The 24,537-nt window shown below is 59.9% G+C and carries 20 protein-coding genes and 2 tRNA genes; 7 read left to right on the top strand and 15 right to left on the bottom strand.

Annotated features, from left to right (window positions below; all coding sequences use genetic code 11):
- The 8 genes from nuoG to ndhC all read right to left on the bottom strand — a co-directional run bounded on the left by nuoG (window position 1) and on the right by ndhC (window position 7,415).
- Entirely contained in the window at window positions 1–2,061 is a 2,061-nt protein-coding gene (nuoG, locus tag ABI_RS17665) for an NADH-quinone oxidoreductase subunit NuoG (RefSeq protein WP_006274416.1), read from the bottom strand.
- Between the two features lie 69 nt (window positions 2,062–2,130).
- Window positions 2,131–2,565: a TM2 domain-containing protein gene (locus ABI_RS17670; RefSeq protein WP_006274417.1), complete on the bottom strand. Its 435-nt coding sequence runs from the start codon at window positions 2,563–2,565 to the stop codon at window positions 2,131–2,133.
- Window positions 2,566–2,574: 9 nt separating this feature from the next.
- Window positions 2,575–3,888 carry an NADH-quinone oxidoreductase subunit NuoF gene (nuoF, locus tag ABI_RS17675; RefSeq protein WP_006274418.1) on the bottom strand — a complete coding sequence of 438 codons (1,314 nt, stop codon included), beginning with the start codon at window positions 3,886–3,888 and terminating at the stop codon, window positions 2,575–2,577.
- A complete protein-coding gene (gene nuoE, locus ABI_RS17680; RefSeq protein WP_006274419.1) occupies window positions 3,888–4,544 on the bottom strand; it encodes an NADH-quinone oxidoreductase subunit NuoE in 657 nt (218 codons plus the stop codon). Before nuoE ends, nuoF begins: the two co-directional genes overlap by 1 nt.
- 67 nt (window positions 4,545–4,611) lie before the next feature.
- Window positions 4,612–5,826 (bottom strand): NADH-quinone oxidoreductase subunit D, encoded by a 1,215-nt coding sequence (locus tag ABI_RS17685; RefSeq protein ID WP_006274420.1) that lies wholly within the window; start codon window positions 5,824–5,826, stop codon window positions 4,612–4,614.
- A 44-nt stretch (window positions 5,827–5,870) separates the two neighbouring features.
- On the bottom strand, window positions 5,871–6,473 hold the full coding sequence (locus ABI_RS17690) for an NADH-quinone oxidoreductase subunit C (RefSeq protein ID WP_006274421.1): 603 nt from the start codon (window positions 6,471–6,473) through the stop codon (window positions 5,871–5,873).
- 13 nt (window positions 6,474–6,486) lie between these two features.
- Window positions 6,487–7,068: a NuoB/complex I 20 kDa subunit family protein gene (locus ABI_RS17695; RefSeq protein WP_169313749.1), complete on the bottom strand. Its 582-nt coding sequence runs from the start codon at window positions 7,066–7,068 to the stop codon at window positions 6,487–6,489.
- Window positions 7,038–7,415, bottom strand: a complete 378-nt coding sequence (gene ndhC / locus ABI_RS17700) for an NADH-quinone oxidoreductase subunit A (RefSeq protein WP_006274424.1) — start codon at window positions 7,413–7,415, stop codon at window positions 7,038–7,040. The genes ABI_RS17695 and ndhC overlap by 31 nt, the downstream gene beginning before the upstream one ends.
- Window positions 7,416–7,748: 333 nt before the next feature.
- On the opposite strand from ndhC, the gene ABI_RS17705 reads away from it, so the two are divergent.
- The 3 genes from ABI_RS17705 to ABI_RS17715 all read left to right on the top strand — a co-directional run bounded on the left by ABI_RS17705 (window position 7,749) and on the right by ABI_RS17715 (window position 12,444).
- A tRNA-Asp gene (locus ABI_RS17705) sits at window positions 7,749–7,825 on the top strand.
- 346 nt (window positions 7,826–8,171) lie between these two features.
- The gene (locus ABI_RS17710) at window positions 8,172–11,471 is read left to right on the top strand and encodes an autotransporter outer membrane beta-barrel domain-containing protein (protein ID WP_245531388.1); all 3,300 of its coding nucleotides are present in this window, start codon (window positions 8,172–8,174) and stop codon (window positions 11,469–11,471) included.
- A 73-nt stretch (window positions 11,472–11,544) separates the two neighbouring features.
- Entirely contained in the window at window positions 11,545–12,444 is a 900-nt protein-coding gene (locus ABI_RS17715) for an endonuclease/exonuclease/phosphatase family protein (RefSeq protein WP_006274427.1), read from the top strand.
- Between the two features lie 163 nt (window positions 12,445–12,607).
- Here the strand turns inward: ABI_RS17715 and ABI_RS17720 are convergent.
- The 3 genes from ABI_RS17720 to lon all read right to left on the bottom strand — a co-directional run bounded on the left by ABI_RS17720 (window position 12,608) and on the right by lon (window position 15,866).
- Window positions 12,608–12,683 (bottom strand) — tRNA-Val (locus tag ABI_RS17720).
- Window positions 12,684–12,795: 112 nt separating this feature from the next.
- Window positions 12,796–13,068: an HU family DNA-binding protein gene (locus ABI_RS17725; protein WP_023448659.1), complete on the bottom strand. Its 273-nt coding sequence runs from the start codon at window positions 13,066–13,068 to the stop codon at window positions 12,796–12,798.
- 401 nt (window positions 13,069–13,469) lie between these two features.
- Window positions 13,470–15,866 carry an endopeptidase La gene (gene lon, locus ABI_RS17730; RefSeq protein ID WP_006274428.1) on the bottom strand — a complete coding sequence of 799 codons (2,397 nt, stop codon included), beginning with the start codon at window positions 15,864–15,866 and terminating at the stop codon, window positions 13,470–13,472.
- A gap of 302 nt (window positions 15,867–16,168) precedes the next feature.
- Here lon and hemB point away from each other — a divergent pair, with 302 nt between their 5' ends.
- Both hemB and ABI_RS17740 read left to right on the top strand, forming a co-directional pair.
- Complete coding sequence (hemB, locus tag ABI_RS17735) at window positions 16,169–17,170, top strand: porphobilinogen synthase (protein WP_040309574.1); 1,002 nt, start codon at window positions 16,169–16,171, stop codon at window positions 17,168–17,170.
- A gap of 85 nt (window positions 17,171–17,255) precedes the next feature.
- Entirely contained in the window at window positions 17,256–18,746 is a 1,491-nt protein-coding gene (locus tag ABI_RS17740; protein ID WP_006274430.1) for a tetratricopeptide repeat protein, read from the top strand.
- Here ABI_RS17740 and ABI_RS17745 read toward each other — a convergent pair whose 3' ends face one another.
- From ABI_RS17745 to ABI_RS17755, 3 genes are read right to left on the bottom strand one after another with little or no spacing between them, the layout of a single operon-like run.
- Window positions 18,747–20,720 carry a glycosyltransferase family 39 protein gene (locus ABI_RS17745; RefSeq protein ID WP_040309575.1) on the bottom strand — a complete coding sequence of 658 codons (1,974 nt, stop codon included), beginning with the start codon at window positions 20,718–20,720 and terminating at the stop codon, window positions 18,747–18,749.
- Window positions 20,721–20,779: 59 nt separating this feature from the next.
- Window positions 20,780–21,646 (bottom strand): NAD(P)-dependent oxidoreductase, encoded by an 867-nt coding sequence (locus ABI_RS17750; RefSeq protein ID WP_006274431.1) that lies wholly within the window; start codon window positions 21,644–21,646, stop codon window positions 20,780–20,782.
- The gene (locus ABI_RS17755) at window positions 21,643–22,128 is read right to left on the bottom strand and encodes a flavin reductase family protein (RefSeq protein ID WP_040309576.1); all 486 of its coding nucleotides are present in this window, start codon (window positions 22,126–22,128) and stop codon (window positions 21,643–21,645) included. The genes ABI_RS17750 and ABI_RS17755 overlap by 4 nt, the downstream gene beginning before the upstream one ends.
- Window positions 22,129–22,274: 146 nt before the next feature.
- Between ABI_RS17755 and ABI_RS17760 the strand changes: the two genes are divergently transcribed.
- Together ABI_RS17760 and ABI_RS17765 are read left to right on the top strand one after the other, a co-directional pair.
- Window positions 22,275–23,183 carry a flagellar motor protein MotB gene (locus tag ABI_RS17760; protein ID WP_040309577.1) on the top strand — a complete coding sequence of 303 codons (909 nt, stop codon included), beginning with the start codon at window positions 22,275–22,277 and terminating at the stop codon, window positions 23,181–23,183.
- Window positions 23,184–23,353: 170 nt separating this feature from the next.
- Window positions 23,354–24,082 carry an arginyltransferase gene (locus ABI_RS17765; protein WP_040309578.1) on the top strand — a complete coding sequence of 243 codons (729 nt, stop codon included), beginning with the start codon at window positions 23,354–23,356 and terminating at the stop codon, window positions 24,080–24,082.
- 116 nt (window positions 24,083–24,198) lie between these two features.
- Here the strand turns inward: ABI_RS17765 and ABI_RS17770 are convergent, their stop codons facing one another.
- The gene (locus tag ABI_RS17770) at window positions 24,199–24,495 is read right to left on the bottom strand and encodes a hypothetical protein (protein ID WP_157138982.1); all 297 of its coding nucleotides are present in this window, start codon (window positions 24,493–24,495) and stop codon (window positions 24,199–24,201) included.
- Between the last annotated feature and the right edge of the window lie 42 nt (window positions 24,496–24,537).

The following is a 24,537-nucleotide window of genomic DNA, read 5'->3' on the forward strand; positions in this document are numbered from 1 at the left end:
TTACTCGGCCGCGGCCTTGAGGTGAGCGCCGCGTGCCGCCGAGCACTCCGCCATGGCGACGGACGCCCGGGCGATGGGGTTGGTCATGTAGAAATCGACGATCGGCGACATGAACACACGGTCCTTGATGTCGCCCTTGGCGCCGACGGCCTTGAGGTCAAAGGTTCTGGTGGCCGGCTTGACGTCGATGCGGCCGAACACCGGATGATCGGTAATCAGCTTCTCGCGCAGTTGCGCCAGACTGTCGTACGGCAGGGTTTGGCCAACCTTGTCCGACAAGGCGCGCAGGATGGCCCAGTCTTCTTTCGCCTCGCCCTTCGGGAAGACGCAGCGCTCGGCGATCTGCACCCGGCCTTCCAGGTTGGTATAGATACCCGACTTTTCGGTATAGGCCGCACCCGGCAGGATAACGTCGGCCGTGGCCGCACCCTTGTCGCCGTGCGACCCGATATAGACCACGAAGGTCTTGTCGAGGCCGGATGCGTCGAACTCGTCGGCACCCAGCAGAACCAAGGTGTCGACCGCGCCCTTCAGCATGGCAGTCGCGTCAATCGCCTCGCCCACCGGCACGAAACCGAGATCAAGGCCGGCGACCCGCGACGCAGCAGCGTGAACGATGTTGAAGCCGTTCCAACCATCCTTGACGACGCCGCAGGCGTCGGCGATCTCGGCGACTTCGCGCAGAACCGCCGCGCCATCGTCACCCGCCACAGCACCCGAACCCACCAGGATGGCCGGACGCTGGGCATTTTTCATCACATCGCGAAAAGCATTTTTCTTGAAATCTTTCAGCGCCTTAGGGCCAACACCTACGTGCGTATAGTCATAGGTCAAATCGACCGCCTGGCCGATCACACCGACCTGGACGGCGTTGCGCAGCCAGGTCTTGCGGATGCGAGTATTGATCAGGCTGGCCTCAAAGCGTAGGTCGCTGCCGACGATCAGAATGGCGTCAGCGTTCTCGATTCCAGCAATCCCGGAGTTGAACAGCCAGGACTCCCGCGGCGTCGATTGCGTGACAGGACCGACCTTGGCGCCATCCTGGCGGCAGTCGAGATTGGTCACGCCCATGGCGTAGAAAAGGTCCTTGGCCGCCTTCATGGTCTCTGCGTCGACCAGGTCGCCGGCGATGACGCCGATCTTGTTCTTCGGCGTGGTGTTGAGCTTGCCGGCCACGGCCGTCAGGGCTTCATCCCAGGACACCGGTTCCAGCTTGCCGCCCTTGCGGACATAGGGACGGTCCAGGCGTTTACGCGACAGGCCGTCAACGGCATAGCGCGACTTGTCGGTCAACCATTCCTCGTTGACGTCTTCTTTCAACCGCGGCAAGGCGCGCAGGACGGCCGGACCGCGATTGTCGATGCGGATATGAGCACCCAGCGCGTCGTGGACGTCGATGGTTTCGGTCTTCGTTAGTTCCCACGGCCGGTAGTTGAACGACCACGGCTTGTGCGTCAAAGCTCCGACCGGGCACAGATCGTTGACATTACCCGAAAGTTCCGACGTCACGGCCTGTTCCAGATAAGAAGTAATCTCAGCGCCCTCGCCGCGCGAAATCATGCCCATCTCGGTGACGCCGGCCACTTCGGTGGTGAATCGGACGCAGCGCGTGCATTGGATGCAGCGGGTCATGAAGGTCTTGATCGTCGGCCCGAGATACTTTTCCTCGACGGCGCGCTTGTTCTCGCCGTAGCGGGAAGCGCCCTTGCCGTAGGCGACCGACTGGTCCTGAAGGTCACATTCACCGCCCTGGTCGCAGATCGGGCAATCCAGCGGGTGGTTGATCAGAAGGAATTCCATTACGCCTTCGCGGGCCTTCTTGACCATCGGCGTGTTGGTGAAGATTTCCTGATTATCGGCGGCCGGCAGCGCACACGACGCCTGCGGCTTCGGCGGTCCGGGCTTAACCTCGACCAGGCACATGCGGCAGTTGCCGGCGATCGACAGACGCTCATGGTAACAGAAGCGCGGAATCTCCTCGCCCGCCAGTTCCGCCACCTGAAGCACGGTCATGCCGGGATCGAACTCGACCTCCACACCGTTGACTTTAGCCTTGGGCATCTGCCTTAACCTCAAAACATTTAAACAAGACGCGGAAAAATCGAAATTTTCCGCCTTCCAAACCTGTTGCTAGAACCAGGAACGATTCCCAGCAACATAGTCCTCATAAAAACTCTGGTCGCTCTTCACCAGATAGATGATCAACTCGATGAACGAGATGAACGCGACGACCAAACCCGGTATCACCACGATCCAGCCAATCGTGCCGCACAGCGCCATGATGATGCCGGCATTGGTCTTGCCGAGATAGAATTTGTGCACCCCGAACCAGCCGAAAAAGAAGCACAGCAGGGCGGCAATCCATTTGTTCTTTTCACCCAGTGCGGTGACGATCACGTAGATGCTGGTTGCCGTATCGCCAACGACTTCAAAATCCACGGCTGAGCCCGCCGGCACATAGCTGACGCCATCGCCAAGGTCGGCGGCCGAAAACGTGTAACGACGTCCATCATCACCGCTGATCACGCCCGTCGAACCGTTGTAGCTGAGAACCTTGCCGCGCATGTCCCGCTCCTATTCCGCCGCAATCACATGGCCGGTATGGATAGCCCGACGCGACCGGTAGGCCGCGATACGCGCTTCAATTTCCGGACGGAAGTGACGGATCAATCCCTGGATCGGCCACGCCGCCGCGTCGCCCAGCGCGCAGATGGTATGGCCTTCGACCTGAGTCGTGACTTCCAGAAGAGTGTCGATTTCCGAAGGCTCGGCGTCACCCTTCACCATGCGCTCCATCACCCGCCACATCCAACCGGTGCCTTCACGGCATGGCGTGCATTGGCCGCAGGATTCATGCTTGTAGAAGTAGCTGAGGCGGGCAATGGCGCGGATCAGGTCGGTCGACTTGTCCATGACGATCACCGCTGCGGTGCCCAGGCCGGACTTGAGGTTGCGCAGTGTGTCGAAATCCATGGCCAGGTTTTCGCACTGTTCGGCCGGGATCATCGGCACGGACGACCCGCCCGGGATGACGGCCTTCAGATTGCCCCAGCCACCGCGGATACCGCCGCAGTGATCTTCGATCAGCTTGCGGAAGGGGATCGACATGGCTTCTTCGACATTGCAAGGCCGCTCGACGTGGCCCGAGATGCAGAACAGCTTGGTGCCGGTATTGTTCGGCGCGCCGAAAGAGGCGAACCACGCCGCGCCACGGCGCAGAATGGTACCGACCACAGCGATGGATTCGACGTTATTGACCGTGGTCGGGCAGCCATACAAACCCGAACCGGCCGGGAACGGCGGCTTCAGGCGAGGCTGGCCCTTCTTGCCTTCCAGCGATTCCAGCAAGGCGGTCTCTTCGCCACAGATATAGGCGCCGGCGCCATGGTGGACATAGACGTCGAAGTCCCAGCCATGGACGTTGTTCTTGCCGATCAGCTTGGCCTCATAGGCCTGCTTGACGGCGGCTTCCAGACGCTCGCGCTCCAGGATGTATTCGCCGCGCAGATAGATGTAGCAGGCATGGGCCTGCATCGCGAACGACGCGATCAGACAGCCTTCGATCAGCAGATGCGGATCATGGCGCATAATTTCGCGGTCTTTACACGTGCCGGGTTCCGACTCGTCGGCATTGACTACAAGATAATGCGGGCGATCCTTGACCTCTTTCGGCATGAAGGACCACTTCAGCCCGGTCGAGAACCCCGCGCCACCGCGGCCGCGCAGGCCGGAGTTTTTGACGTTGTCGATGATCCACGGTGCGCCGTAGGACAAAATGTCCCGCGTCGCGTTCCAGCAGCCACGTTGCTTGGCGCCTTCCAGACCCCAGTCATGGAAGCCGTAAAGGTTGGTGAAGATGCGATCCTTGTCTTCCAGAATACCGACCATTATGCCTTCTCCGGAGCGTTGGGGATCTTGATCGCCTTGGCGGCGGAGCCGTCGTAAAGCTTCGAATCGGATAGGGTCGTGGCACCGCCCAGCGGTTCCGACGTCTTGCGTCCGTTGTATGGGCCGGGCGCAGGCGTCTTGCCGGCGGCGAAGTCGTCGATGATCTGGACCATGTTTTCGGCCGTCAGGTCTTCGTAGAAATAGTCGTTGATCTGCGCCATCGGTGCATTGCAACACGCGCCCAGGCATTCAACCTCCTGCCAGGTGAACAGGCCGTCGGCCGACAGCTTGTCTTTGGGGCCAATCTTGGCCTTGCAGACGGCCATAAGCGCATCCGAACCGCGCAGCATGCACGGCGTCGTGCCGCACACCTGGATCAGCGCCGCTGAGCCGACCGGCTCCAACATGAACATGGTGTAGAAGGTGGCGACCTCATAAACCCGGATCTGCGGCATGCCCAGCAGCCGCGCGATGGCGGAAATGGCGGGCTCGCTGACCCAGCCTTCCTGCTTCTGCACCAGCCACAGGATAGGAATCACCGCGCTCTGGCGGCGATTTTCCGGATATTTGGCGATCCACCAGTTGGCCTTCTCCATGGTTTCCGGAGAAAAGGCGAAACTGGCCGGCTGTACCGCCGCGAGACGACGTACGGACATCAGGCCTCTCTACTCTTGAAAACGGCTTTGAACCCAAAGCCGGTCGAACACAGTCGAATTTGCACGATCACCGGTCGATCTCCCCGAACACGATGTCGAGCGAGCCCAGAATGGCGGACACGTCAGCCAGCAAGTGGCCGCGGTTCAGCCAGTCCATGGCCTGCAGGTGTGGGAAGCCCGGCGCGCGAATTTTGCAACGATAGGGCTTGTTGGTGCCGTCGGACACCAGATAGACGCCGAATTCACCCTTGGGCGCTTCGACAGCGGCGTAGACCTCGCCTTCCGGCGTTTTGAAGCCTTCGGTGTACAGCTTGAAGTGATGGATCAACGCTTCCATCGAATTCTTCATCTCGGCGCGGCGCGGCGGCGTTACCTTATGGTCACGCGACAACACCTCGCCCGGCGTTTGCTTAAGCTTGTCAAGACATTGCAGCATGATTTTGACAGACTGCTTCATCTCTTCGATGCGGCAGAGATAGCGGTCCCAGCAATCGCCGTTCTTGCCCAGGACGATGTCGAACTCCAGTTCGGCATAACACTCGTAGGGCTGCGATTTGCGCAGGTCCCAAGCGACATTCGAACCGCGGATCAAAACGCCGGTGAAGCCCCAGTCGAAGGCCTGCTCCTTGCTAACCACGCCGATGTCGACGTTACGCTGCTTGAAGATTCGATTTTCGGTAACCAGGGTCTCGATATCGGCCAGCGGCTTGGGAAAGTACTTGCACCACGCGATGATGTCTTCGATCAATTCCGGTGGCAGGTCCTGGTGGACACCGCCGGGGCGGAAATAGTTGGCGTGCAGGCGCGCACCACAGGCGCGCTCATAGAACACCATCAGCTTTTCGCGCTCTTCGAAGCCCCATAGCGGTGGCGTCAGGGCACCGACGTCCATGGCCTGGGTCGTCACGTTCAGCAGGTGCGAAAGGATGCGGCCGATTTCCGAGAAAATAACCCGGATATACTGCGCGCGTTTGGGAACATCGAGGCCCAGAAGCTTTTCAATGGCCAGGCAGAAGGCGTGTTCCTGGTTCATCGGCGCGACGTAATCGAGGCGGTCGAAGTAAGGAATATTCTGCAGGTAGGTGCGCGATTCCATCAGCTTCTCGGTGCCGCGGTGCAGCAGGCCGATATGCGGGTCGACGCGTTCGACGATTTCGCCGTCCAGGTCGAGGACCAGACGCAGCACGCCGTGGGCCGCAGGGTGCTGCGGACCGAAGTTGATCGTGAACTTACGATCGTCCTCGCCCTTGTGTCCGACCTGAGATGTTACATCATCTGCCATAGGAAAAATCCTTAGCCCTCAACTACTTTTTGCGTTCAACCGACTTAAGGCTTAGCCTTATCGTCGCCCGGAAGGACGTAGCTTGCACCCTCCCACGGCGACAGGAAGTCGAACTTGCGATATTCTTGGGTCAGCTTCACGGGCTCATACACCACGCGCTTCTGCTCTTCGTCGTAACGCACCTCAACGTGACCGGTCATCGGGAAGTCCTTGCGCAGCGGATAGCCCGAGAAACCGTAATCGGTCAGCAGCCGACGAAGGTCCGGGTGCCCCGAAAACAGCATGCCGTACATGTCAAAGGCTTCGCGCTCATACCAGTCGGCATTGGGATAAACCGAACGCACGCTGGGCACCGGAACGATTTCGTCGGTCGTCACCTTAACGCGCAGACGTACATTATGATTCAGCGACAGCAGGTGATAGACGACGTCGAAACGCTCAGCGCGCTTGGGATAGTCCGCCCCGCACAGGTCGATCAACTGATGGAAGCGATAAGGCTCCTGCTTCAGCTTGCTTAAGATCTCGACGATGCGCTCGCGCGATACCGTCAGCGTCAACTCACCGAAGGCGAACTTCGTCTCCAGAATCGCTTCCTTGAACTCGGCTTGCGCCCGTTCGGCGAGGGTTTGCAGTTTTTCGTTCGACACGCGCCCTCCTCCCCTAGCGACGGATATTGCCGGTACGGCGAATCTTCTTCTGCAATTGCAGAAGGCCGTACAGCAGGGCTTCAGCCGATGGCGGGCAGCCCGGAACATAGACATCAACGGGCACGATACGATCGCAGCCGCGCACGACACTATAAGAATAATGGTAATAGCCGCCGCCGTTGGCGCAACTGCCCATCGACAGGACATAGCGCGGATCGGGCATCTGGTCGTAGACCTTACGCAGGGCCGGCGCCATCTTGTTCGTCAACGTACCGGCAACAATCATCAGGTCGGACTGGCGCGGCGACGCCCGCGGGGCCATGCCGAAACGCTCCATATCGTATCGCGGCATCGAGGCCTGCATCATTTCGACGGCGCAGCATGCCAGGCCGAACGTCATCCACATCAGCGAGCCGGTGCGCGCCCAGGTAATGACGTCATCGGCTGAGGCGACAAGGAAACCCTTGGCATCCAGTTCTGCTGACACCGATTCGAAAAACTTGTCGTGGACCGCCGGATCGTAGCCCTCGACTGAGGAACGTCCCGCTGAGCCCGCAGGTATGATCACTCCCATTCCAGGGCTCCCTTTTTCCACACATAGACATAGCCGAGCGCCAGTTCGGCCAGGAAGATCATCATCGTCCAGAAGGCGTACTGCATCCCCGACGGCGTCATGTCGAACAGCGACACGGCCCACGGAAACAGGAAGGCGGCTTCGATATCGAAGACGATGAACAGGATCGACACCAGATAGAATCGGACATCGAACTTTTGACGCGCCGAATCGAAGGCGGGAAACCCGCATTCATAGGCCGAGAGCTTTTCTGTATCCGGCGCCTTGGGCGCCATGACCAGGGCGGCAATCAGAAAGCCCAACCCCAAAGCCGTGGCAATCCCGAAAAAGATGATGACCGGCAAGTAGTTCAAAAGGAACTTGGCCATTTCGTCATTCATGAAGGGCACCTCTACGCAGCCGACAAGCGCCGCGTTAACGATGCGGCGGACTCAGAACACCTGCGTATTAGACCAGTCTGCGCCGCGCTTCAAACCATTGCGGTGCGAAAAAACCGTGATTTGGCCATTTTCTTTATTTTTTCCGTTCGCGTTGCAGCGAAATGGCGCAGCAAGGAAATGTTCATGAATGTCATTCGCATATACGCGAAAAGTTTCCACAGTTTGTCGAATTATTCGTGACATCACGCTTGACACAGAAAAGCGCCCCGCCTATCAAGCACACCTCTTCGACGGGCGGCGACGCCAACGAAGATAAGGGATGCGGGTGTAGCTCAGTTGGTTAGAGTGTCGGCCTGTCACGCCGAAGGTCGCGGGTTCGAGCCCCGTCACTCGCGCCACCCCTCACCGGGTGGTAATCGCATCCCTCCCCTCCCTGGAAATCCGATTTCTCTGACTACAAGCACTCTGTGACGCAGTTGCGTGACAGGGCTTGGGGAATCATGGCCTTCATGTCACCGGCGCCATAATTACGCCCTGTTTGTTTTCAAGTTTGACACCCAAATCGACCGCCTGTGGCGGAAAGGTGATGGAACGTTACGAATCTGTGACGCGCACCTTTCCGCCTGCGCCTTTTGAGGTTAATAGGTGGCACTGGCACTTTCGGACGATACACATCGTCCGACTATATGAATCGTCACGAAGAGCACCTCAGGGAAGCTTATGCATATGCGCAAAAACCGACTTATGACCGCAACCGCTCTGAGCATGACGCTTGCGGCCTTGAGCCTGACCGGCCCCGCTCTTGCGGCCACGACGATCTCGACGGCGACAACGGCGCCAGTCAATACGACGACGGCCGGCGACCTGACCGTCACCACGGCGGGCAGCATTACCCTGACCAGCGGGACAGCCATTACGGTCAACTCCGACAATGACGTCACGCTGAACGGCAAGATCGACATGCTGAAGTCGGCTGCGGGATCGACCGCGATCCTGGTCGATGGCGGCCGCACGGCCGACCTGACGATCAATGCCAATATTACAGTCGGCGATAACTTCACCGTCGTTGACACAAACGGAGACGGCATCCTTGAAGCGCCTTATGCCGACGAAGCGCAGCGCTACGGCATCCGCTCGACGGGTGCTACTCCGTTTATCGGCAATTTCGAGTTCAAATCCGGCGCCGCCACGCCGTTAGCGGCACCGGTCAACACCATTCAGGTCGAAGGCAAGAACTCCTACGCGATTCGTTTTGAAAATAATGTCCAGGGTAACTTCACCATGGACGGCAGCATCAAGATGGACGGCGACAATAATGTCGGCGTGTCGCTGGAAAACGGCGTCACCGGCACGACCTACCTCAGCGGCGCGATCGCGACCCATGGTAAGGATAGCTCGGCTGTCGTGCTGAAGGGGGAATTCGACGGCGCAGTGATTATCGACGGCAGCTACTCGGCTACGGGATACGCCGTTACCGAGCGGCCCGGCAATGAAGCCATGAAGAAGATCCTGGCGACGCCGTCCGACCTTTATCAGTCCGGCGTCCTCGTCGATATCGCCGGCAATGTCGATAAAGGCATTCAAATAGGCTCGACACTGGCTGGAACCATTGTCGACACCACCAATGACGACGAAGACGGCAACGGTATTGTTGACACCAACCAGTCCAACGCCGCGTTGAACAGCTACGGTTCTGCCCCGGCACTGCGGATCGCCTCGACTACCCAGGACCTGACGATCGGCGGCCTCGTTTATAACAGCAAAGCGGTCACGCCCCCTGCCATCAACTACGCCCTGTCTATCGGCGGCACGGTGACCGGTCAGGGCGTCTTCCGAAATGTCAACGCCACCGGCGTTCAACTTGGCGGCGTTGCCGGGGGCCACAGCGTGACCCTCGCTAATGGTGTCCAGGTCCGCGGCACGGTCGTCGGCAGCGCCTTTGGCGGCACCGCCACAGCGCTCCTGTTCGGCGCCGGCGCCACGACCCCCCTGCTCGACGTCGAAGGCGCCATCCGCGGTGCTGCCGAACGCGACCTTCTCACCACCACGACCACCGGTACAACGCCAACGACGACCTACGATGCAGTGCCCGGCCATGCCCGCGGTATCGACATAGCTGCCGGCGCCACGCTGCCGACCATCAATATCAAGAAGGGCGGTAGCGTCTACGCTACCTCGGTGGGGTCGCAGAACACGGCGATCGCTATTCGCGATCAATCCAATACCCTGACGACGATCACCAACAATGCGGGCATCAACGCCACGGTTACCGGCACGGACGATAATGGTGACCAGGTCATGGACACAATCGCCACGCCTGGTATTGCCATCGATACCCGTAATAATACGGTGGGTCTGACCCTCAGTCAGGTCGATATCGCCCCCGCCGACACCGAGGCGGACAATAAGATTCCCGCCCCGTTCATTATCGGTGACATCCTGTTGGGCTCCGGCAACGACAGTGTTTCGTCGAATGGCGGCCTTATTGGCGGCAACATCAATTTGGGCGCTGGTAATGATAGCTTGGCGCTCACCAAAGCCAGCCTGATCGGCAATGTCGACTTCGGCTCCGGCGACAACACCTTTACGCTTGCCGGCAAGTCCAGCTTCATCGGTAAGGCGACCGGAACCGGATCGGTGGCTGTGGATATCAGCGACGGTATCGCGTTCTTCAATACCGGCACCAACCTCAACACGACGACGTTCAATGTCGGCGCGGCCAGTACGCTGGGCGTGGTCCTGAACCCCGACAGCCCGGCGTCGCAACTGTTCACGGGTTCCGGCGCGGTGACCTTTGCCAATGGTTCTACGGTGGATGTCAGACCCACCAAGGTTTTCACGGCGCCCACGTCTTTCACCGTCTTGACGACGACCTCGACGATAAGCCTCGGCACGGTAACCACCCGTATTCCTTACATCTACAGTACCGACCTGTCCAAGGCGGCGGTGACCGGCGGCGGTGAGGCCCTGAAGGCCAACGTCCGTCTGAAGACCCAGTCCGAAGCGCAGTATTCCGACAACCAGTATGCCGCTCTCATCCCGGTTCTGACCGTCATGGGGCAGGATGCCCTGGGTTCGAAGGCCGTCTTGACGGAATATACCCGCGAAGGTTTTGACCGGGTCTATAACCAGTACCTGCCCGACTATTCCGGCGAAAACATCCTTGGTTTGTCCCTGGGCTCGGCCTCGCTGAACCGCTCGCTGGGTTCGCTGACCCTGATCCCTGGCAATGGCGCCGGCCAGTACTGGCTGCAGGAATACGGCTACCAGACCAAGCGCGACTACGCCGATACGGCGGGCTTCGAATCGACCGGCTTCAGCTTCGCCGGCGGACGCGAAGCCGAGGTCTACGGCAACCAGACGGTTGGCTTCTACCTCTCCTACACAGCTGCCACCCCGACTGACACCTTCGCCATCAGCGAAGAGGAGATGATCAACTCCGATGTCACGGTCGGCGGCTACTGGCGTCTGAAGACCGGCGCCTTCAAGGGCTGGGCCCATGCCGGTGTCGGTTTCACCAATTTCGAATCGCTGCGTCAGAATTCCACCCTCGCCTACACGTCCAAGGCGGAGTGGGGCGGCTTCTCCTATAGCGGTGGCGTCGGCGCATCGGTCGACTACCAGTTGGGCAAGATCAGCATCACGCCGATGGTGTTGGCCGACTACTACGCTCTGAGCGAAGAAGAGCACGCTGAAGCTGGCGGCGGTGACTATTTCGACCTGACCGTTAGCGAACGCGACAGCCACCTGCTGTCGTCAACCGCCATGCTGAACTTCAGCTATGGCCGCTTCTTCCTGAAGCCGGAACTGTGGTTCGGTTACAAGCAGAACATCTCGGCGGAAATCGCCAACACCGTTGCCAATTTCAAGAACGGGACGCCTTTCACCCTGACGGGTGGCGACCTGGAAGGTGGCGGTCCGATCGCCGGCTTCCGCGTCTCGGCCGATAACGAGTGGAGCTATTTCGGCATCGAAGGCGACTACGAAAAGCAGGACACCTACACCAACTACAGCATCGCGCTGCGGACCCGGTTCCAGTTTTAAAATGCTGACACTGATGTTGTGATCGAAGCCCTTTCCGCACGCCGGAAAGGGCTTCTTTTTTTAGGGGGATTTCATGCGCCGTTTTTGCTTCATCGGCCTGTGCCTGCTTGGCGGGCTTTCGGCCTTCGTCATCCTCCTTAGCCTGCTGCCCTGGCCCGGCGAAATGCTGGCGCCGTTCCGGCCACAGATCCTTGTGGGAACCTTGGTCCTGGCTGTGGCCAGCCTGCCCTTCCTGTCCTGGAAGCTGACCCTGGCGGTGGGCGCTGTTGCCACCCTGAATGCGACACCCATGGCGCTACGCTGGTTCGGCCGCCAGGTCCTACCGGCGCCCGACACCGCCAATCTGACCATCCTGTCGCTGAACGTCCTCTACCGCAACAGCGACTACGACCGCGTCGAAGACGTGATCCGGCGCGAAAGCGCCGACGTCGTGGTGGCCAGCGAGACCGACTCGGAGTGGATCCTGCAACTCCAAAGCCTGAATGACCTCTACCCTTACAGCCAGACGATTCCCGGACGCGGGGCCTTCGGCCTGAGCGTCCACGCCAAATCACCGATGAAGGCTGAGGTTCTCGAACTGGGGGGCGAACGCCTGCCGCTGATCCGGGCAGAGTTCGACACTTACGTCGTCTACGCGGTCCATCCTATGCCGCCGGGCTCATCGGACAAGGCGACGGAAAACGGCGTCTACCTTCAGCAACTGGCCGAGGTCGCCCGCCTGGAAACCAAGCCGGTCGTTCTGGCCGGGGATTTCAACACGACCCTGTGGTCGTCGAACATCCGGCCGCTGGTGAAGGATCGCTGGCAATGGCCTTCGGGCTCGGGCGCGGCCTATACCTGGCCCGTGGGCGCCGCCTTCCTGGGCATCCAGATCGACCATATCCTTACACAAAAGATGAGGGCCGGCCGTTTCAGGGTTCTGGAACCGATCGGCTCAGATCACCGCCCTGTGCGAGCGGATCTGCAGTATTAATGCAGTTGTAAGATATCACTCTCCTCCTAGCTCTTGGGGGGACGGGTGAACGAGTGTGAATTGCGTTCGAAGCGCAAACGAGAGGTGGAGAGTAATTTGTCAGTGGGTTCAGTTTAAGCCCATAGCAACGCTATAGCGATTCCGGGTCCAGGGCCTGCGGCCCTGGTGGGCGATGACGGGTTCGAACCGCCGACCTACTCGGTGTAAACGAGCCGCTCTACCAGCTGAGCTAATCGCCCTTTCCAGTCTGCAAAGGGACGCTCCGTTTGCCGTGACCTCCCTCAAAAGTCAAGAGCCGTTTCCGCAGCTAGCGGAAACGGCTCCTGATAAACCTGAGCTCAGGTAAAAACCTTAGTTCAGAGCGCCCTTCAGGCCTTCACCGACGCGGAAGCGCGCGGTGACGGAGGCCGGACGCTGCACGGTTTCACCGGTGCGCGGGTTGCGGGCGGTGCCAGCTTCGCGCTTGACGGCGAGGAAGGTACCAAAGCCAACGAGGCGGACATCGTCACCCTTCTTCAGGGCGCCGACGACGGAGTCGGTGAAAGCGTCGAGCGCCTTCTTGGCTTGATCCTTGGTCAGACCGGCCTGATCGGCGATGGCGGCCACGAGTTCAGCTTTCGTCATTTTATTTTCTCCCTTACCCACGATCGGGCGGTTAGCTTCAGGCTCCCGACGGTGCTTGTACAGCAAGGCTTTGAGTCGCCGGCGGGTGAGGCCGATAGAGACTACAAAAATTAACAAGCGTCAAAGCAATTATCACCATTTGTTGCACTGCAAACCGTGTTTTTTAAAGGGTTTGCGGGTTTTCACGCCCTTTTGACTGCCCCGTTCCGGGAAAATGGCGGGAATTGGAGTCTCATGCCTGTTGGCGACCGCCCATTTTGGCCCAAAGCCTTGTGGTTAAAGGGATGCTGATTCGACGGATGCGCTGTGGACGGAGCAAGCCAGGTGTCTATTCGGGCCCAATGGAAAAAGAGCCGCACATCACTGTGCGGCTCCTGTCAATCCAATTGAAACGGCAGATCTCAGTGCGCCGTCGCCGCGTCAACCTCATCCACGGCTGTCGCCGTCGCTGTGGCCGCAATCACAGGCTCTATCCATTCTACCGGCGTCAGTGGCCTGGTCAGGGCATGTTTCAGCGCATCCTCGACCAGGGCCACGGGAATGATCTCCAGCCCCGATTTGACGTTCGCCGGCAGTTCGATCAGGTCCTTCTCGTTCTCCTTGGGAATAAGAACTGTCTTGATGCCCGAACGCAGGGCCGCCAGGAGCTTTTCCTTCAGGCCACCGATCGGTAGAACGCGGCCGCGCAGGGTGATCTCACCGGTCATGGCCAGGTCCTTGCGCACCGGAATGCCGGTCAGGACGGAGACCATAGCGGTGGCCATCGCGACGCCGGCCGATGGACCGTCCTTGGGCGTAGCGCCTTCGGGGACGTGAACGTGGACGTCGGTCTTGTCAAACACCGGCGGAATGATACCGAATCGCGGCCCCAGGGCGCGGACGTAGGAGTTGGCCGCCGAGACGGATTCTTTCATCACTTCCTTGAGGTTACCGGTCACCTTCATACCGCCCTTGCCCGCCATCTTGATGGCTTCGATGGTCAGAATATCGCCGCCGAATTCGGTCCACGCCAGCCCGGTGACAATCCCGACCTGGTCGGTCTCGTCGGTGGCACCGTAGTGGAACTTCTTGACGCCGGAATATTTGGCCAGACGTTCGTCGTCGATGGTGATCGACTTGACCTTTTCACGGACCAAATCGCGTATGACCTTGCGCGCCAGGTTGCTCAGTTCACGTTCCAGCGACCGAACACCGGCTTCGCGGGTGTAATAGCGAATGATGTCGCGAATAGCGCTTTCCGGCACGACGAATTCTTCGACCGTAAGGCCATGGTCCTTCATCAGGGTCGGCAGGACGTGCCGCTTGGCGATCTCGACCTTTTCATCTTCGGTGTAACCCGGGATGCGGATGATTTCCATGCGATCCAGCAGCGGCTGCGGCATGTTGAGCGAATTGGCCGTGGTGACAAACATGATCTTCGACAGGTCGTAATCGACCTCGAGATAGTGGTCATTGAAGGTCGAGTTTTGGGCGGGGTCCAACACCTCCAGCAAAGCGGAAGCGGGATCGCCGCGCCAGTCGGCGCCCATCTTGTCGATTTCGTCCAGCAGGAAGAAGGCGTTGGTTGTCTTCACCTTCTTCATCGACTGGATGATCTTGCCCGGCATGGAGCCGATATAGGTCCGGCGGTGACCCCGGATTTCCGACTCGTCACGCACGCCGCCCAGCGAGATGCGGACGAAATCACGGCCGGTGGCCTTGGCAATCGACTTGCCCAGCGAGGTCTTGCCGACGCCCGGAGGACCGACCAGACACAGGATTGGGCCTTTCAGCGTTCCCATGCGCGCCTGGACAGCTAAGTGCTCCAGGATGCGCTCCTTGACCTTGTCCAGGCCATAGTGATCGGCTTCCAGCGTGTCTTCGGCCTTTTGCAGGTCGATCGGCTTGGGCTTGGACGCACCCCAGGGGATCGACAACAGCCAGTCAAGATAATTGCGCACAACCGTGCTTTCGGCCGACATCGGCGACATGTGCCGCAGCTTGTTCAGCTCGGCCATGGCCTTGGTGCGGGCTTCCTTGCTGAGTTTTGTACCCTTGATCTTCTTTTCGAGATCGGCCAGCTCATCCTTGCCCTCGTCCTGTTCGCCGAGTTCGCGCTGGATGGCCTTCATCTGCTCGTTGAGATAATATTCTCGCTGGGTCTTCTCCATCTGGCGCTTGACGCGCGAGCGGATCTTCTTTTCGACCTGCAGGACGGAGATTTCACCTTCCATCAGGGCGTAGATCTTCTCCAGCCGCTTGGTAACGGAAAGCTGCTCCAGCAGCCCCTGCTTCTCGCCGATCTTGACGACCAGATGCGCCGAAATCGAGTCGGCCAGCGTACCCGGATCGGTAATTTCGCCAATCGCCTGAAGCGCTTCCGGCGGAATCTTCTTGTTCAGCTTGATATAGTTTTCGAACTGCTCCGACACGGCGCGAACCAGGGCTTCCAGGTCCGGACCTTCCGACAGGTTGGCCTCCAGCACATAGGCTTCGGCTTCATAATATTTATCGGTGCCGACGAAGCGCTTGATTCGGGCGCGCGCCTTGCCTTCGACCAGCACCTTGACGGTGCCATCGGGCAGTTTCAGCAGTTGCAACACGTTAGCCAGTACGCCGATTTCGTAGATGGCGTCGGTATCGGGATCATCGTCGGAAGAATTCTTTTGGGTGGCCAGCAGGATCTGCTTATTGCCACGCATGACCTCGTCGAGCGCATGCACGGACTTCTCACGGCCGACGAACAGCGGCACCACCATGTGCGGGAAGACAACAATGTCGCGCAGCGGCAGGACGGGAATGGTCAGGGTTTCTAACATCATAACTCCTTCACAAGACTCAGCCGCCGCCTCAACCCAAGCTTAGGAGCCTAAGCGCGCGTACTCAACAGAGTCTTAACATCAGATGCGCGTCACCGGTGACGGGAGATAAAAGTGTCACGGTTTATCGCTTCCTGACCCATGTGGTGTGTTCCGCCGATTTGCGCAAGACGGCAAACCTTAACCGCCGGGGAAAGGCCTCTCCCACTATACGCCGTCCGTATCAGGTCGGATGCACCGGACGGATCGTTCTGGCGCTGGATCCTCTTGGCAAGCCTGCCCGTTCGGCTTAAAGCGACTCCATGAGCTTCACTCCTGTCCTTGCCCCCTACCCTTTGGCCCGCCCGCGCCGGCTACGACAATCCGCCTGGAGTCGCGACCTGGTCGCCGAAAACCGGCTGCATGTCTCCGATCTGATCTGGCCGATCTTTGTGCATGACCGCGACATTGCGCGTGAACCGATTAGGTCGCTGCAAGGCGTCGATCGGCTCAGCATCACTGAGGCGGTCAAAGAAGCCAAAGAGGCCCGCGATCTCGGCATCAAGGTCCTGGCCCTGTTCCCGCACCTTGACGAACGGCTGCGCACCGTCGACGCTAAGGCCGCCATCGACCCCAACGGTCTGATCCCGACGGTCTGCCGAGCCATCAAATCCGAAGTGCCCGACATCGGTCTTCTGGTCGATGTCGCGTTGGACCCCTATACCGATCACGGCCACGACGGCTTGCTTGTCGACGGCAAGATCGTCAATGACGCCACGGTCGAGATGCTGATCCAGCAGACCCTGGTCCAGGTCGAAGGCGGCGCCGACATCGTCGCCCCGTCCGACATGATGGATGGCCGTATCGGCGCCATTCGCAACGCCCTGGAGGCCACCGGCCACCACGACACGCTGATCATGTCCTATGCCGCCAAATACGCTTCGGCCTTCTACGGCCCCTACCGCGACGCGATCGGCGTCAAGGCGCTGAAGGGTGACAAGAAGACCTACCAGATGGATTCGGCCAACAGCGACGAAGCCGTGCGCGAGGTTGCCATCGACATCTCCGAAGGCGCCGACATGGTCATGGTCAAGCCGGGCCTGCCCTATCTCGACATCGTTCAGCGCGTTTCGGAAACGTTCAAGGTGCCGACCTTCGTCTACCAGGTCAGCGGCGAGTACGCTATGATCAAGGCCGCCGTCGAAAAGGGCTTCATGGACCACGACCGCGCCGCGCTGGAAACCCTGCTGGCCTTCAAGCGCGCCGGAGCTTCGGGCATCCTGACCTACTTTGCCAAGCATGTCGCCCAACTCCTGCGCAATTGATCAACTTCAATCACGGATAAACATTTTCGCTTGACGGTCGGGCACTGTAAGCCATTGTTCCCCTGACAACAGGGGGAAGACCGTCATGCTGAAAACCTATCGTATTGCCGTGCTGCCGCTGGCTGCGGCGTGGGTCTTCGCCGCAAGCCCCTCACCGGCGCAGGATAGGCCGGCGGCACCCGAAACATCGTCCGTTCCCAACGCCCAGGCCGTTGTCATACAGGGCAAAAAGATTCGCCGAGACCGCAAGAGCGTGCGCATCGACGCCCGCTCTGGCAGTTCCTGCGCCTTTATGCGCGGGTTCAGTCCCTACGACGAAGATGTCATGCAGGACTATCTCGAACATTTCGGCGGCAATCGCGATACCGCCATCAATGATCCGGGCGGCGATGAAACCGACCCTCTGCGTCCGGGGGCTCGCGTTCGCGATGTCGCGCCCTTTGGCAGTGCATCCCAGGACAATAACGGCCAGGGCAGTTCACCCGGTGATCGCGTTACCTCGACCACGCCGGGCGGCTGTACGCAAGCCGATGTCGCCGCAGCCTCCGGCCGTAATTCCATTCTGCGCCACGACAAAACCCTGACCCAGGCCTTCGTAGTCTTTGACTCAGGTGACTACCCCAAGGCTCTGGAATTGTTCGAAAAATCCTACCAGAAGATTGGCTATGACGAGGCCGCCTTCATGTTGGCCAAGATGTATCTGGCCGGCCTGGGCGCGCCGGCCGACGTCGAAAAAGGCATCTTCTGGCTAAAGAAGGTAGCTGAGGCGCGGTTCGATCCGAAGGACGAGGAAATTTTCGATCCGGCCGCCCCCTTTGCCATGAGCACCCGGGCCAACGCGACCATGACCTTGGCGAGCATCTACCTGACCGGTGCCGGCGTGCCGCGCGACCCAAAGGAAGCGCGCAAATGGTTCGAGAAGGCCTACAGCATCGGTTTCATCCCCGCCGCGCATATCCTGGGCCAGATTTACCAGAACGGCCTGGAAGTCCCGGTCAATGTGGACAAGGCGATCAAATACTACGAGCGTGCCGGCGAATTTGGCTTTACCCCGTCCCAGTACGAACTGGGCCTGATCTACTATGCGGGCGAAGGCGTGCCGGAGGACCGCAAACTGGCGGCCCGATGGCTGATGGCGGCGGCCAGCGGCGGCCATCCCGACGCCCTGTACGAGGTCGGCCGGATGTACGACCTCGGCGACACCCTGCCCCAGGATTCTGCGAAAGCCCTGGTCTACTACAAAGAGGCCGCGCTGAAGGACCAGCCCGCCGCCCAGAATGCACTGGCCACCTACTTCTACAGCGGAGAACTCCTGGACAAGGACCTGAACATGGCACGCAAATGGTTCGAAGTCGCGGCCAATAACGGCGAGCCGGATGCCATGTTCAATCTCGCCGTGATGCTGATGAACGGCGAAGGCGGAAGCGAGGACCTGGTCCTCGCCTTTGTCTGGCTGAAGCTTGCCGAGATGTCAGGCCTTGAAAAAGCGACCTCATTGGCGGCCAAGGTGGCAGCCAGACTGTCGCCCGAACAGCGCGACCGGGCCGACGCGATCCTCAACCCGACGCCTGCCTGATCACTTGACGTAAATCGTCCGCGGCAGGCTGTCCACCGTGCTTCCGTCGCTACGCGTCGCCCGAATCGACAGCTTGTGGTCTCCGGGCTTCAGGGCGCCTGCCGGGAATTTGAAGTCGAACTGAACCCTCGGATAGTTGGGGTCGAAGGCCAGGACATCCGGCATACGCGCGCCCTCCGGATCCAGGCCATAGCGCGTTGGCGCCACCACCTGGCCATCGATGATGACATCGACTTTGGTGATTCCGATCGAATCGGCGGCCACGCCGAAATAGTTGCCATCTTCCTCCGTCGTCAGGAAGGCGCCGCGCATGGGCTGGCCGATGTAGAGCGAAGGCAGGAAGACGCACGGCCCGGCAAAAGGCTTTGGCGTTGCCCTGACCCGCGCTGTGTACAGATGAAGCGCCACCCGTCCAGGCGGCAGCTCAGTTACGCCAAAAGGTTCGATATCATCGAATAAGCCACAGACATCCTTATAGAATTCCACCTGGCCGTCACCCTCATGATAGACGTAGTCGGGTGAGTTCAACACCAGAACGACGCCCTCGCCGGCGTGCCCCTGCACCAGGGCGGCACGATCGAGATTCCACTGGCTGCGGGCCTGTACAAAACGCGTCTTAAGATCGTCCGGGTCGTTCAGGGTATAGACTTGGCGCCCCTTCACGGCCGGGAATTCCAGATGCACGGCACTGGCGTGACCGTTGACGGCAATGGCGACCTCCGAACCAAATCGGGCCTCGGCTCGCGCCACAGCGTCGGACAGGTTTGGCTCGACCAGGGCCCAGTTCTCGTGCTTTGAACTGTCGAGTCCGCGCAAGCTGTAAGGCACGGTGGCCTCATTGGCGTTCACATACTGCATTAAGGTGATGAGACCGGCGAAGACGACGGTGAGTGCAGGCCCCAGAGCGATCAGAGCGGTGCGGAAGGTTCGCGACTTCGCAGAGGCTGCGCGATCGGCGAAACCGATCAGGACGCCCGGCGCCAAGGCCAGCAGCGGCACAAAGGCAAGCCAGGGCCAGTGCGGCATGACGCTTTTGTTGAACAGAGCCTGGACGGCGTAGAAGGCGAACACGCCGACGCCGAGATACCCCAGAAGCGCCGCCGGCTTGTCGCGCTCATCCCATAGTGCGGCCTTGGCTCCCATGGCCATGGCGAAGAAGAAGACGGGATTGGCCATGAATATCTGCTTCATGACAAACTCGACGACATATTCGAGGCTGAACGTATAGCGCGGTCTCTGGACCACATGGAACTGCAAGGCTGGCCAGTCATTGGCGACATTATAGATCAGCGACGGCAACAGCCCCAGCAGAGCCAGGCCGGCCGTGACGTACAGGCCCGGTCGCGTCCACTGCCTGCGGCCCAGAGGATGGACCAGCAGAAAGGCAAAGACCGCCAAGCCCGGCACCACGAAGCGATAGTGAACCAGCAGCCCTAGCCCGGCGCAGACACCGGCCCAGATCCACCACTTCATCCGTCCGTCGATCAGGGCACGCAGGAGGCATCCGGCCATCAGCGCCAGAAGCAACTGCAAACCACCTTCCGGATAGAAGATCGGACCGTTATTGGTCACCGCGGGGCACAGCAGCGCCAGGATGGCCGCCCAGACCGCGTTGCGCGGCGAGGTCACCGGCCTGGCCATGAACCAGACGGCAAACGGAATCGCCGTGGCAATCGCCAACGACACTAAGCGCAGTGGTAGAATGCTCCAGCCAGCGACAGAGGTGATCAGCCGCGCCAGCCAAGGATAACCCGCCGGAATATCGGGGTAGGCCAGGTCCGGATGCGCGCCCGACATGACGAAGTGCGCCTCGTCCCACAGCACGTTGGTGATCAGCGCGATATAGAGCTTCCATACCGTCATGAACACCAGCAGGATCAACCCGGCACGAATCAATAGGCGGTCATCGCCGATAATCTGGCCGCGCGGCCCCAGGGCCTGCTTTTCGGCCGTCAGCTCAAAAAATTGTGTCATAAGGTCCCCGGAACAGACGCCTTACCTAAGAACGAATCCCGGGTCTTGTCCAGACGGCGTTATTTTTCCCGCCGTGCTTCCAGTCTGGCATGCAGACTTGACGTGTCCCATCGCGCTCCGCCCATGGCCTGAACCTCGCTATAGAACTGGTCGACCAGCGCCGCCAGAGCCAGATGCGCCCCGTTCGACCGCGCTTCGTCCAAGGCTATGCCAAGGTCCTTGCGCATCCAATCGACGGCGAAACCGAAATCGTATTTGCCGTCATTCATGGTCGGCCAGCGGTTGGACATCTGCCATGACCCGGCCGCGCCGGCGGAAATCGCCTGCAGGACAAGTTCAGGATCCAGACCGGCGCACTTGCTGAAATGAAGAGCTTCGGCCACACCCTGGACGACGCCGGCGATGGCGATCTGATTGGCCATCTTGGTCATCTGCCCTGCCCCGGCCGGCCCGATATAGGTGATGGACTTGGTATAGGGGCTGACCAGGTCCGCCAGCTCGCCGAACCGGTCCGCTTCGCCACCGACCATGATCGACAACTGACCATTGACCGCCCCAGCCTGACCTCCCGACACAGGCGCGTCATATAAAGCACAACCTTTTTCGTGCACTATACCTGCGAGCTCACGCGTCAGTTTCGCCGAAATCGTGGTGTGGTCGACGATCAAAGCCCCCGGTTTCAACGCCGGCAGTGCCGCTGTTACCGCCTCGAGCACATCCTCGTCGCGCCCGACGCAGAGCAGCAAGGCATCAACGCCCTCGACGGCATCTTCGAGTCGCGCCTGGGCCGAAGCGCCATGGGCCGCCGCCCATTCGACGGCTTTCGCGTATGTGCGATTGAACCCTACGACCTCATGCCCGGCGCGGACCAGATGCCCGGCCATGGGGCCGCCCATAACGCCCAACCCGGCAAAACACAGCTTCATGACACTATCCCTATCTGGCCATATTTGCCGCGAAAGAAGGTGAGCCCCTCACGGGCCTCGTCCATGTCAAAGGACGTCACCTGCCCCACTATAACCAGATGATCACCGACGATACGGGTGTCAAAGACATCGCAGGCCAGGAAACCAACGACGTGGTTCATACGCAAAGGATGTTTTTCGCTCATCAACATGTCGTCCGGAACGATATGCGCGTTCTGCTTGGCGAATCGGCGCGACAGGTCTTCCTGGCCGGCGCTGAGGATATTGACACCGAATACGGTGGCGTCGGCATAGATCTGATAACGATGCGCCTTGACGTCGATGCACCACTGGATCAGCGGCGGGTCCAACGATACCGAACTGAACGAATTGGCCGTCATCCCCAGCACATGGCCGCTCGCCATGTCTGGGTTGGGCGTCGTCATCACGCACACCCCCGTCGCAAACGTCCCCAGAGTATGCCGTAAGCTTTTACTATCCATGATGTTCCGTACCTTGCCCGAGCGTTCACGGGTAGCCCAGGTCGCCCGCCAAAACAACGCAAAATCCGTACAAGACCCATAGCCTCAACCGCCTCTTAACCTTACCGCCGCTAAGGTCAGCGAATCTGCATGTATCGAGACCGAGAATGGCCAGCCGCGACGCTCCGATTATCATCAAGAAGATCAAGAAAGGCGGCGGTGGTGGTCACCATGGCGGCGCCTGGAAGGTCGCCTATGCCGACTTCGTGACGGCCATGATGGCCTTCTTTCTGCTGATGTGGCTGATCAACACCACCTCGCCCGAGCAAAAGCGTGGCGTCGCCGACTATTTCGCCCCGGCCAACGTGTCACAATCGACCTCAGGTTCCGGTGGCATCCTGGGCGGCAACGCCCTGGGCACCGATGGCGACAAGAACGAAGGCACCATGTCCTTTATCGAGCAGATGGCGCCTAAACCACCCGACACCCAGGACCGTGACGGCCAGTCCAAGGACGCCGGCCAGCAGACCACCACCGGATCGCCCTCGGAAACCCTGGACGACCAGCAAAAGCGGGAAAACGAATCCTTCCAGTCGGCGGCCGAATCCCTGCGCCAGGCATTACAAGACATGCCGGAACTGGCTGAATTGTCGAAGAATATCCTTGTCGACCAAACACCGGAAGGCCTGCGCATCCAGTTGGTCGACCAGGAAGGTCGTTCGATGTTCGGCGAAAACTCGTCCGTCCCCAACGATCGCGCCAAGCTTCTGCTGCGTGCGGTCGCCAAGGTCATCACCAACCTGCCCAACCGTGTTTCGATCACCGGTCACACATCCGGCGTCGCAGGCATGGGCGGCCAGAACCCGAAAGACTGGGGCCTGTCGACCCAACGCGCGGACTCAGCGCGCGCCCTTTTGCAGTCGGCCGGTGTAGATCAGGATCGCATCGCCCAGGTCTCTGGCAAGGCGGCCAAGGAACCACTCTATCCCGACGATCCGTCCCTGGCCGGCAATCGCCGCATTGCCATTGTCCTGCTGCGTGAAGCACCGGTCCTGCCACAAAACCCGGGCCTGTAGCCTCATGCCGAAACGTAACGCGAAAGGTTCGCTAGCCTTGTTTGGTGAAGGGTAGCGCGCCACACGAAGCCTATTACCAGAAGAGCTTTCGAAATGATCTTGCCCCGTGCTAGGATTTGGGTTCAACTAGGATCACGAGTCCCGGCGCAGGGCAGTAGAGTAACAGGGCCATGAGTGAGCATTTTCCAGGGCGAAAACTCAGATACTATCTGACCATTCCCGGTCCTTGCCCCTACTTGCCGGGTCAGGAGGAGCGTAAGGTCTTCGTCCACCTGCCGCCGCTTGAAGCGATCAGTGTCAACGATCAACTGTCGGCCATTGGTTTCCGGCGTTCGCAAAACATTGCCTACCGTCCGGCCTGCCAGACCTGTCGCGCCTGCCAGAGCGTGCGTATTCCCGTGCGGCGCTACGAGTTCTCCAAATCCGACAAGCGCGTGCTCAAGGTCAATGCCGACCTCATCAAGACCTTTGTCGAGGCGGAGGCCAGCCGCGAACAGTTCGATCTGCTGCAAAAATATCTGAAAGCCCGCCACCCCGACGGTGGCATGATGGACATGACCTGGCCCGACCTTGTGGCTATGGTCGAGGACACCCTGGTTCGTACCCATCTGATCGAATACCGCATGGACGGCCGGCTGATTGCCTGCGTCCTTGTGGATGCGCTGAATGACGGTCTGTCGCTGGTCTACAGCTTCTACGATCCTGATCTGATGACGCGCTCGTTGGGCCGCTATATCATTTTGGATCACGTCGATCAGGCCGCCCGCGCCGGCTACGACTATGTCTATCTCGGCTACTGGGTCAAAGGTTCGCCCAAGATGGACTACAAGGCGCGCTACCAACCGTTGGAAGGCCTGACCGACCTCGGCTGGCAAACCATCACCCCGATCGCGAAATAGTTATCCGGCCCGTGGCGTGCGGTCTTCATCGCTCAACCGGTCAGCACGGGCTGTCTGGCGCAAGACGCAGAGCTGTTCATGAAGGCGCCGAGGCAGCCTATTGAAAACGCCGCGGTTTAAGCGATGATATTCGCGCTGGCGTTGAAACGCTGGCCGTAGACGGCGGCGCTGACCGCTTCCTGGGTCCACGCGGACCAGGCCACTACATAGCCGACATCGGCCATGGCGACGGATTCAGGACTGTACCCATCGCAAAGATAGTAGCTCGGAAACAACACCTCGGGATCGGCGGTCGGGATCGTGGGGATTGGGCGTAGCTCCAGACGACGCGCCGACATCAGCCGTTCCGTGGTTCGGGGCGCAGGGGTGATATTGCACCCGCCCAAAATGCGGTGGCGGCGTAAAAGTTGCATGGAACTTCACGACAGCAAACGAGACTCATACCAACCCTCAAA

The organism is Asticcacaulis biprosthecium C19, from assembly GCF_000204015.1.
Taxonomy (GTDB): domain Bacteria; phylum Pseudomonadota; class Alphaproteobacteria; order Caulobacterales; family Caulobacteraceae; genus Asticcacaulis; species Asticcacaulis biprosthecius.

Bases quoted from the DNA above. Each gene is read 5' to 3' on its own strand.
- nuoG (WP_006274416.1), bottom strand. From the start codon at position 2,061: ATGCCCAAGGCTAAAGTCAACGGTGTGGAGGTCGAGTTCGATCCCGGC.
- ABI_RS17670 (WP_006274417.1), bottom strand. From the start codon at position 2,565: ATGCGCGGCAAGGTTCTCAGCTACAACGGTTCGACGGGCGTGATCAGC.
- nuoF (WP_006274418.1), bottom strand. From the start codon at position 3,888: ATGGTCGGTATTCTGGAAGACAAGGATCGCATCTTCACCAACCTTTAC.
- nuoE (WP_006274419.1), bottom strand. From the start codon at position 4,544: ATGTCCGTACGTCGTCTCGCGGCGGTACAGCCGGCCAGTTTCGCCTTT.
- ABI_RS17685 (WP_006274420.1), bottom strand. From the start codon at position 5,826: ATGGCAGATGATGTAACATCTCAGGTCGGACACAAGGGCGAGGACGAT.
- ndhC (WP_006274424.1), bottom strand. From the start codon at position 7,415: ATGGCCAAGTTCCTTTTGAACTACTTGCCGGTCATCATCTTTTTCGGG.
- ABI_RS17710 (WP_245531388.1), top strand. From the start codon at position 8,172: ATGACCGCAACCGCTCTGAGCATGACGCTTGCGGCCTTGAGCCTGACC.
- ABI_RS17715 (WP_006274427.1), top strand. From the start codon at position 11,545: ATGCGCCGTTTTTGCTTCATCGGCCTGTGCCTGCTTGGCGGGCTTTCG.
- ABI_RS17725 (WP_023448659.1), bottom strand. From the start codon at position 13,068: ATGACGAAAGCTGAACTCGTGGCCGCCATCGCCGATCAGGCCGGTCTG.
- lon (WP_006274428.1), bottom strand. From the start codon at position 15,866: ATGTTAGAAACCCTGACCATTCCCGTCCTGCCGCTGCGCGACATTGTT.
- hemB (WP_040309574.1), top strand. From the start codon at position 16,169: ATGAGCTTCACTCCTGTCCTTGCCCCCTACCCTTTGGCCCGCCCGCGC.
- ABI_RS17740 (WP_006274430.1), top strand. From the start codon at position 17,256: ATGCTGAAAACCTATCGTATTGCCGTGCTGCCGCTGGCTGCGGCGTGG.
- ABI_RS17745 (WP_040309575.1), bottom strand. From the start codon at position 20,720: ATGACACAATTTTTTGAGCTGACGGCCGAAAAGCAGGCCCTGGGGCCG.
- ABI_RS17750 (WP_006274431.1), bottom strand. From the start codon at position 21,646: ATGAAGCTGTGTTTTGCCGGGTTGGGCGTTATGGGCGGCCCCATGGCC.
- ABI_RS17755 (WP_040309576.1), bottom strand. From the start codon at position 22,128: ATGGATAGTAAAAGCTTACGGCATACTCTGGGGACGTTTGCGACGGGG.
- ABI_RS17760 (WP_040309577.1), top strand. From the start codon at position 22,275: ATGGCCAGCCGCGACGCTCCGATTATCATCAAGAAGATCAAGAAAGGC.
- ABI_RS17765 (WP_040309578.1), top strand. From the start codon at position 23,354: ATGAGTGAGCATTTTCCAGGGCGAAAACTCAGATACTATCTGACCATT.
- ABI_RS17770 (WP_157138982.1), bottom strand. From the start codon at position 24,495: ATGCAACTTTTACGCCGCCACCGCATTTTGGGCGGGTGCAATATCACC.